We start from the raw sequence: 7997 nt of genomic DNA, 5'->3' as shown, positions 1-7997 counted from the left end.
AGGTCGGCCACCCAGTCGGCGAACGTGAACGCGCCGACCTCCCAGTCCGACAGGCCGCATCCGCGTTCGTCGTAGCGGATGAACCGGTGCCGCAGCGACACATCGCCTTCACCCGGGCCGCCGACGGCGCGCGGTTGGCCTATGCCGTCTCCGGCGACGGACCGCCGCTGGTGCGCGCGGCGAACTGGATGACGCATCTGGGCTACGACGTCGAGAGCCCGGTGTGGCGGCACTGGGTGCGCGACATGTCGCTGCGGCACCGGTTCATCCGCTACGACGAACGCGGATGCGGCCTGTCGGACTGGGAGGTCGGCGCGTTCACGTTCGCCGACTGGGTGGCCGACCTGGAGTCCGTGGTCGAGGCCGTGGGACTGCAACGGTTCCCGCTGCTCGGGGTGTCCCAGGGCGGTGCGGTGGCCGTGGCGTACGCGGCGCGGCATCCCGATCGGGTCAGCCGGCTGGTGCTGTGCGGCGCATATCCGACGGGACGCGGGGTCAGGGCCCATACCGACGACGAAAAGCGTGCTGCCGCATTGGATCTCGACCTCGCTCGGGTCGGGTGGGGGAGGGACGACCCGGCGTTCCGGCAGGTGTTCGCCGCACAGTTCCTGCCCGACGGGAGCCGCGCGGACTGGGCGGCCTTCGACCAGTTGCAGCGGCGCACCACCTCGCCGGAGAACGCAGTGCGCTTCCTGGAGGAGTTCGGCCGCATCGATGTCCGCGAGCAGTGCGGCCGGGTCCGCTGCCCGACGCTGGTGCTGCACTCCCGCGACGACCACCGCGTGCCGATGCGCTGCGGCGAGGAACTGGCGGCGCTGATACCGGGCGCCCGGCTGGTGGCGCTCGCGAGCAACAACCACCTGCTCACCGGTACCGAGCCGGCATGGCGGGTGTTCTGCGCCGAAGTGGAGGCCTTCCTGGCCGCCTGACCGCGCGGATCTCCACGCAATCTCCACACAATCTCCAAGTACCGGGCGTGGCGGCCGATCATGCTGGGGGCATGAGAAAACACCTCGTGCTGCTCGGGATCGGCGCGTTGATGGCGCTGACCACGGCGTGCGGAAGCGACGCGACCACCGGGACCTCCTCGCCGTCCGCGCCGTTCCCGGAGTCGGCACGCTTCATGGCCGACATGGCCGCGGCCGACGGCAGGACGATGACGATCGGCATCAGCGTCGACGGAGCCGAGACCGCGGCCTACGCGTGCAACGGGATCGACGACGAGGCGTGGTTCTTCGGCACCCAGGCCGACGGCGGCATCGACCTCAAGTCGCGGTTCCGCGACACGCTGACCGCCGAGTACGACGGCGCCGACGTGACCGGCGCGGTCACGATGAACGGCGTCGAGTACGCCTTCACCGCCGCGCCCGTGTCGGGGGTCGCCGGCATGTACACCGCGGAGTCGGCGGGGGTGCGCGCGTCCTGGGTGGTGCGCCCCGACGGTTCCGCCACCGGTGTGCAGTTCAGCGGGTTCGCCCAGGGCGACCGCAACTTCGATCCGTTCAACCTCGACGAGCTCAGCGACTTCGACGTCCGCAACAACGTCCGCAACAAGCGCAACCTGACCGCTGCCGGACCCATCGAGTTCGGGCCGGACGGCGCCCCGCGCGCGAGCATCAACGGTGTCAGCGTGACACCGACGCTGGTGACCGGGACGTTCCGGCTCAACTGAGCCCACGGCGGCTTCGCGTCACGCAGAATCTAACCCTTCGGCGCCCCGCGGCCGGCGCGTAGCGTCGGCTAACCGTGACACCTCCCGCTGACCTGATAACGCCGCTGGCGCAAGGGAATCCGAAAAAGGAGAGCCGAAGGACCGATCGCCGGTGGGCGCTGATCCGGCTCGCCTCACCCTTCGCGCTGCTCACCGTGTGGCAACTCGGCAGCGCGCTGGGTGTCATCCCGCAGGACGTCCTGCCGGCACCGTCGCTGATCCTGCAGGCGGGTGTCGAGCTCGTCGAGAACGGTCAGCTCGCCGACGCCCTCGCCGTCTCAGGGCTGCGGGTGATCGAGGGCCTGCTGCTCGGCGGTGTGGTCGGCATCGCACTCGGCACCGCCGTGGGGTTGTCGCGGTGGTTCGAGGCCACCGTCGACCCGCCGATGCAGATGGTGCGCGCCCTGCCGCATCTCGGCCTGATCCCGCTGTTCATCATCTGGTTCGGGATCGGCGAACTGCCCAAGGTGCTGCTCGTCGCGCTCGGGGTGAGCTTCCCGCTCTACCTGAACACCTTCTCGGCCATCCGCCAGGTCGACCCGAAACTGTTCGAAACCGCCCAGGTGCTCGGCTTCTCGTTCTGGCAGCGGTTCGGCACGATCATCGTGCCCAGTGCCGCGCCGCAGGTCCTCGTCGGTGTGCGACAGTCGCTGGCGATCGCGTGGCTGACGCTGATCGTCGCCGAGCAGATCAACGCCGACAAGGGCATCGGTTTCCTCATCATGAACGCGCGCGACTTCCTGCGCATCGACATCATCATCTTCGGCCTGATCGTCTACGCCCTGCTCGGGATCGGCACCGACGCGCTCGTCCGTGCCCTCGAGCGCCGAGCCTCGAGGTATCGCTGATGACCCTCATCTCCCAAGCGTCCGAGCAGCTTTCGGATCAACACACTGTCGTCGCAGGCGAGCTGCGACACGTCGACAAGTGGTACGGCGCGCACCACGTCCTCGACGACGTGTCCGTGCGCGTCGAACGTGGCCGGATCGTCGCGCTGATCGGGCGCAGCGGCTCCGGCAAGTCCACGGTGCTGCGGGTGCTGGCCGGACTTTCCGACGACCACACCGGGGAGCGGACCGTCGCGGGCGCACCGGCGCTGGCGTTCCAGGAACCGCGGCTGTTCCCGTGGCGCGACGTGCGCACCAATGTGGTGTACGGCCTCACCCGCAGCCGGCTGCCGAAGGCCGAGGCGGTGGCGCGTGCCGACCGCGCCCTGGCCGACGTCGGCCTGGCCGACCGCGCGGATATCTGGCCGCTGACCCTGTCCGGCGGTCAGGCGCAACGTGTTTCGCTCGCCAGGGCATTGGTGGCCGAGCCCGAACTGCTGCTGCTCGACGAACCGTTCGGCGCGCTCGACGCGTTGACCCGGCTGTCGATGCGGCGCCTCCTGCTCGACCTGTGGCGTGAGCACGGTTTCGGCGTGCTGCTGGTCACCCACGACGTCGACGAGGCCGTCGCGCTCGCCGATCGTGTCCTGGTGCTCGAGGACGGTCACATCGTGCACACCCTGGAGATCCCCGACCCGCGCCGGGCCCCGGGGGAGGGGCACACCGACGCCTACCGCGCCGAATTGCTCGACAAACTCGGCGTTCAGGTGTGAGACACCCGTCAGAAGGAGACCTCATGCGCAGATTGCTGACCGTCCTCGCGGTGCTGAGCCTGCTGACCGGCTGCGTGACCCGCCAGGACACCTCGGGTGCGCAGCAGGCGCCCGACCCGGTGCCGCTGACCGAACTGGCCGGGCTCACACTGCAGGTGGGTGATCAGAAGGGCGGCACCGAGGCGCTGCTGCGCGCCGCGGGCGCCCTCGACGACCTGCCCTACGCTATCGCGTTCTCGACCTTCACCTCCGGGCCGCCGCAGATCGAGGCGGCCACCGCGGGCAAGATCGATTTCGCCGTCACCGGTAACACCCCGCCGATCTTCGGGGCGGCCTCCGGCGCCAAGGTCAAGGTGGTCTCGGCCTACGACGGCAGTGGCCGCGGTGACAAGATCCTGGTGCACCGGGATTCGGAGCTGCGTGCGGTGGCCGACCTGCGCGGCAGGCGGATCGCCCTCGCCAAGGGCAGCTCGGCGCACGGCAACGTGCTGGCCCAGCTCGACCGCGCCGGGCTGTCACCCTCGGATGTCGAACTGGTCTTCCTGCAGCCGGCCGACGCGCTCGGTGCGTTCACCCAGCGGCAGGTCGACGCCTGGGCGGTCTGGGATCCCTACACCGCCCAGGCCGAGGCCGACCTCGAGGTACGCAGCGCCGCCGAGGCGGCCGGTGTCACCAACGGGGCCGGTTTCGGGATCGCATCGGACCAGGCGCTGGCCGACCCGAGGCGCAACACCGCGATCAGGGATCTGCTGGTGCGCTACACCGAAGCGGCGAAGTGGGCGCGCGACCACCCCGACGAATGGGCCCGCAGCTACGCGGCCTCGGTCGGGCTGAGCCCCGAGGTGGCGGCCGCCGCGCAGGGTCGCAGCCTGCGGCTGCCGTTCGCGCTGTCCGACGAGCTGGTGGCCTCCGAGCAGGAGCTGGCCGACCTGTTCGCCGCATCCGGGCAGATCGCCGATGCCCCGGTGTTCGGGAACTGGGTCGACCAGCGCTTCAGCGAAACCCTTGCGCCGCTTTACGTGAACCGCATCAAGGAGTGACATGACCACAGCTGCCCGCTTCCACTGGTTCCTGCCGACCGCCGGAGACAGCCGCTCCATCGTCGGCGCCTCCCACGCCTCGTCCCAGCTTTCGGAACCGGCCGGGTTTCGTCCGCCGACGCGGCGCTACCTCGCCGAGATCGCCCGCGCCGCAGACAGACTCGGCTACGAGGGGGTGCTCACCCCGACCGGGACGTGGTGCGAGGACGCGTGGCTGACCGCATCGGCACTGCTCGCTGAGACCGAACGGCTCAAGTTCCTGGTCGCGTTCCGGCCCGGGCTGGTGCCGCCGACGCTGGCCGCCCAGCAGGCTGCGACGCTGCAGCGGTTCTCCGAAGGACGGGTGCTGCTCAACATCGTCAGCGGCGGGGACGACGTCGAACAGCGCCGGTTCGGTGACTGGGTCGGCCACGACGACCGGTATGCCAGGACCGACGAGTTCCTGCACCTGGTGCGATCGATCTGGACCCGGGAGTCGGTCGACTTCGAGGGGCGGTTCTACAACGTCGCCGACGCGCGGGTCTCCGAGCCGCCGGACCCGTTGCCGCAGATCTACTTCGGGGGCTCGTCGGCCGCCGCGCTGCCCGTCGCGGCCCGGCATGCCGACGTGTACCTGACCTGGGGGGAGCCACCGCAGGACGCCGCGGCCAAGATCGAGAAGGTCCGCGCCCTCGCCGCGCAGCAGGGCCGCGACGTGCGCTTCGGGATCCGGCTGCACACGATCAGCCGGGACACCTCCGAAGCGGCCTGGGCGGTCGCGGACGACCTGCTGGCCGCGCTGAGCCCCGAGGAGATCGCGCATGCCACCCGGCTGCACGCGCGGTCGGAGTCGGAGGGCCAACGCCGCATGACCGCGTTGCACGGCGGCCGGCTCGACCGGTTGGAGATCTATCCCAACCTGTGGGCCGGCGTGGGGCTGGTGCGCGGCGGAGCGGGCACGGCGCTCGTCGGCAGCCACGAGGAGGTCGCCAACCTCGTCGTCGAATACCACTCGCTGGGTTTCGACGAGTTCATCCTGTCCGGCTACCCGCATCTCGAGGAGGCGTACTGGTTCGCCGAGGGAGTGCTTCCGCTGTTGAGACGCAAAGGCGTCGCCTGACAGGGCGGGTGGCCGCCGACACCGCTCAGCAGCGGTACGCCGTCGCCGACTCCGGCGGCGGCGTGACCTCGGCCAGGCATCCGAACGCGACCACCCCGTCGGCGGCCAGCCGGACCGCCGACCGGTGCGCGTAGTTGACGCAGAACAGGGCCGACACGTCGCTGCGGCACCGGTTGTCGCCGAAGGCCAGTGACTGCCCGGCCGGCAGTTCGGCCCCCGGGCCGTTGATGAAGGGGCCCGGATCACCGCGGAGCGCGCCGACGGACAGTTCGGTCCCGGTGAAGGTGACCCAGCCCGGTTTCCACATCCCCTCGGCCTGTGCCGGGCGCGGCGGCGGCGCGGTGAGCTCGAGCAGACACGTCATCGCACCCCCGGCCGCGGCGTCGGTGACGCACTGCGTGCTGTCGAGCGGCGCCCCGGAGGCGGCGGTGAACGCGATGTCGTCGCCCAGCCGGGTCGTCACCCCGTCACGGAAAGCGACCTGGAAACCGGCCGGATCCGCCGGGGAGCCCTGCTCGATCCAGCGGATGACCTCGCCGATCGACGCGTCCGGCGCCGGTGCTGCGGACCGGTGCGGAGTGCCCGAAGGCGTGGCCGGCGCCGTCGAGGTGGTGCCGGGCGGCGCCGCGGACGCGGGCCGGGACGGTTCGGGCTCGCCGCCGACCGACTGGGAGCAGGCCGCCACCAGGACGCTCACCGCGATCAGGGCAGCAGCTGTGCGCATCCGGCCAGGCTAGCGACCCGACACGGCAAGTCGTGCGAGGCAGGCCGCGGCAGAGTTCGCTACCGTCGCAGAATGCACGAGCACACCGTTCGGGTGAACACCGCCTCGGGCACCGTCGAGGGTTTCGTGCGGGACGGGGTGAACCGCTGGCGGTCGATCCCGTACGCGCGCCCGCCGGTCGGCCCGCTGCGGTATCGGGCACCCCAGCCGGTGCAGCCCTGGCCCGGGGTGCGGTACTGCCACGGATTCGGATCCTGTGCGCCGCAGCAGCGCATGTACACGCTCCTGGCTCCGGGCAGGTACCAGCCGATGAGCGAGGACTGCCTGACGCTCAACGTGGTCGCCCCCGAACACGCCGCGGCCGGCGACGCACTGCCCGTGATGGTGTTCATCCACGGCGGCGGGTACATGCTGGGCAGCTCCGCGACGCCGATCTACGACGGCGCGTCGCTGGCGCGCAAGGGCTGCGTCTACGTTTCGGTCAACTACCGGCTCGGTGCGCTCGGATGCCTGGAGCTGTCGTCGTTGTCGACGCCGGAGGTGACCATCGACGACAACCTGTTCCTGCGCGATCTCGTGATGGCGCTGCGATGGGTGCGCGACAACGTCGCGGCGTTCGGCGGTGATCCGGACAACGTGACGATCTTCGGAGAAAGTGCCGGCGCGCACGCGGTGGCCACGCTGATGGCCACTCCGGATGCCAAAGGTCTTTTCGCGCATGCTATCTCGCAGAGCCCGGGGAGCGGCATGATCAGCAGCGCCGAGATCGCCGAAGACTACGCCGCGCGGTTCGCGCGCCAGTTCGGGGCGAGTGGTCCCGATGCCCTGCGGGCGCTGATGACCGCACGCCCCGCCGAACTGGTCAACGCGCTGGACCGGCTCGTCGTCGAAGGTCAGCGCGACATGCTGGGCGCGTTCGCGATCGGCCCGACCTACGGGACCCCGTATCTGCCCGAGGACCCCGTCGAGGCGATGCGCGCCGGTGACGCCCACCGCGTACCACTGATCGTCGGCACCAACGCCGACGAGGGCCGGCTGTTCACCCGTTTCCTGAAACTGCTGCCCACCGACGAGCGGGCCATCGAGCGGTTGCTCGCCCACGTGGATCCCGAAGCACGGCAACGGATTCTGGCTGCCTACCCGGGTTATCCGAGCGCCGATGCGTGTGTCCGCTTCGGCGGTGACTTCATCTTCGGTTCGGCGGTGTGGCAGATCGCCCAGGCCCACTCGGCGCACGCGCCGACGCACGTCTACCGCTACGACTACGCCACCCGGGCACTGCGCTGGTCGGGCATGGGCGCCACGCATGCCACCGAGTTGCTGGCGGTGTTCGACGTGTACCGCTCCCGGTTCGGCAGGCTGCTCGCCGCGGGTCTGGACTCGCGTACGGCCGGGAAGGTGTCCGACGACATGCAGCGACGGTGGTTGGCCTTCGCCGAAAGTGGTGTGCCCGGCGCGGACTGGCCGCGCTACCGCCGCGACGAACGCGCGGTTCTGGTGCTCGACCGGCGCCGCCGCATCGAGTACGACCCGCACGCCGACCGCCGCATGGCCTGGGAGGACTTCTTCCTCGCAGCGCGCTGAGGCCGGCTGACCGCGCCACGCCTGCCCCGGCCGGTGCCCACCGCTGATGGCACGCTGTGGGGCGTGGTCGTCAAATCTGTGCTGCTGTTCGTCCTGGCCGCAATCCTCGAAATCGGCGGCGCCTGGCTGGTCTGGCAGGGCGTCCGGGAACATCGCGGGCTGCTGTGGCTGGGGGCCGGGATCATCGCCCTCGGGGCCTACGGGTTCGTCGCGGCGTTCCAGCCCGACGCGAACTTCGG

At 70.7% G+C, this 7997-nt stretch carries 8 protein-coding genes and 1 pseudogene; 8 read left to right on the top strand and 1 reads right to left on the bottom strand.

Annotated features, from left to right (window positions below):
• From ASJ79_RS13785 to ASJ79_RS13760, 6 genes are all read left to right on the top strand, one after another.
• Positions 1 to 929: alpha/beta fold hydrolase (locus ASJ79_RS13785; RefSeq protein ID WP_156448433.1), on the top strand; the 929-nt coding region annotated here is incomplete at its 5' end.
• Positions 930 to 1000: 71 nt separating this feature from the next.
• Complete coding sequence (locus tag ASJ79_RS13780; RefSeq protein ID WP_067956026.1) at positions 1001 to 1672, top strand: hypothetical protein; 672 nt, start codon at positions 1001 to 1003, stop codon at positions 1670 to 1672.
• A gap of 104 nt (positions 1673 to 1776) precedes the next feature.
• On the top strand, positions 1777 to 2559 hold the full coding sequence (locus ASJ79_RS13775) for an ABC transporter permease (protein ID WP_067956028.1): 783 nt from the start codon (positions 1777 to 1779) through the stop codon (positions 2557 to 2559).
• Positions 2559 to 3311 carry an ABC transporter ATP-binding protein gene (locus tag ASJ79_RS13770; protein WP_067956023.1) on the top strand — a complete coding sequence of 251 codons (753 nt, stop codon included), beginning with the start codon at positions 2559 to 2561 and terminating at the stop codon, positions 3309 to 3311. The genes ASJ79_RS13775 and ASJ79_RS13770 overlap by 1 nt, the downstream gene beginning before the upstream one ends.
• Before the next feature lie 23 nt (positions 3312 to 3334).
• The gene (locus tag ASJ79_RS13765; protein WP_067956021.1) at positions 3335 to 4351 is read left to right on the top strand and encodes an ABC transporter substrate-binding protein; all 1017 of its coding nucleotides are present in this window, start codon (positions 3335 to 3337) and stop codon (positions 4349 to 4351) included.
• A gap of 1 nt (position 4352) precedes the next feature.
• On the top strand, positions 4353 to 5450 hold the full coding sequence (locus tag ASJ79_RS13760; RefSeq protein ID WP_067956019.1) for an LLM class flavin-dependent oxidoreductase: 1098 nt from the start codon (positions 4353 to 4355) through the stop codon (positions 5448 to 5450).
• Positions 5451 to 5475: 25 nt separating this feature from the next.
• Here ASJ79_RS13760 and ASJ79_RS13755 read toward each other — a convergent pair whose 3' ends face one another.
• Positions 5476 to 6174 (bottom strand): hypothetical protein, encoded by a 699-nt coding sequence (locus tag ASJ79_RS13755; RefSeq protein WP_067956016.1) that lies wholly within the window; start codon positions 6172 to 6174, stop codon positions 5476 to 5478.
• 72 nt (positions 6175 to 6246) lie between these two features.
• On the opposite strand from ASJ79_RS13755, the gene ASJ79_RS13750 reads away from it, so the two are divergent.
• Positions 6247 to 7758, top strand: coding sequence for a carboxylesterase/lipase family protein (locus ASJ79_RS13750; protein ID WP_067956014.1), 1512 nt, complete (start codon positions 6247 to 6249; stop codon positions 7756 to 7758).
• Between the two features lie 63 nt (positions 7759 to 7821).
• Positions 7822 to 7997, top strand: a pseudogene (locus tag ASJ79_RS13745) (hypothetical protein); the annotation flags it as partial.

Origin of the sequence: Mycobacterium sp. NAZ190054 (assembly GCF_001545925.1) — a bacterium.
In the GTDB taxonomy this organism is placed as follows: domain Bacteria; phylum Actinomycetota; class Actinomycetes; order Mycobacteriales; family Mycobacteriaceae; genus Mycobacterium.
This window is presented reverse-complemented; position numbering and strand designations above follow the sequence as displayed.

Excerpts from the sequence above, each read along its gene's own strand:
- ASJ79_RS13750 (WP_067956014.1), top strand. The coding sequence starts at position 6,247 with ATGCACGAGCACACCGTTCGGGTGAACACCGCCTCGGGCACCGTCGAG.
- ASJ79_RS13755 (WP_067956016.1), bottom strand. The coding sequence starts at position 6,174 with ATGCGCACAGCTGCTGCCCTGATCGCGGTGAGCGTCCTGGTGGCGGCC.
- ASJ79_RS13770 (WP_067956023.1), top strand. The coding sequence starts at position 2,559 with ATGACCCTCATCTCCCAAGCGTCCGAGCAGCTTTCGGATCAACACACT.
- ASJ79_RS13780 (WP_067956026.1), top strand. The coding sequence starts at position 1,001 with ATGAGAAAACACCTCGTGCTGCTCGGGATCGGCGCGTTGATGGCGCTG.
- ASJ79_RS13765 (WP_067956021.1), top strand. The coding sequence starts at position 3,335 with ATGCGCAGATTGCTGACCGTCCTCGCGGTGCTGAGCCTGCTGACCGGC.
- ASJ79_RS13760 (WP_067956019.1), top strand. The coding sequence starts at position 4,353 with ATGACCACAGCTGCCCGCTTCCACTGGTTCCTGCCGACCGCCGGAGAC.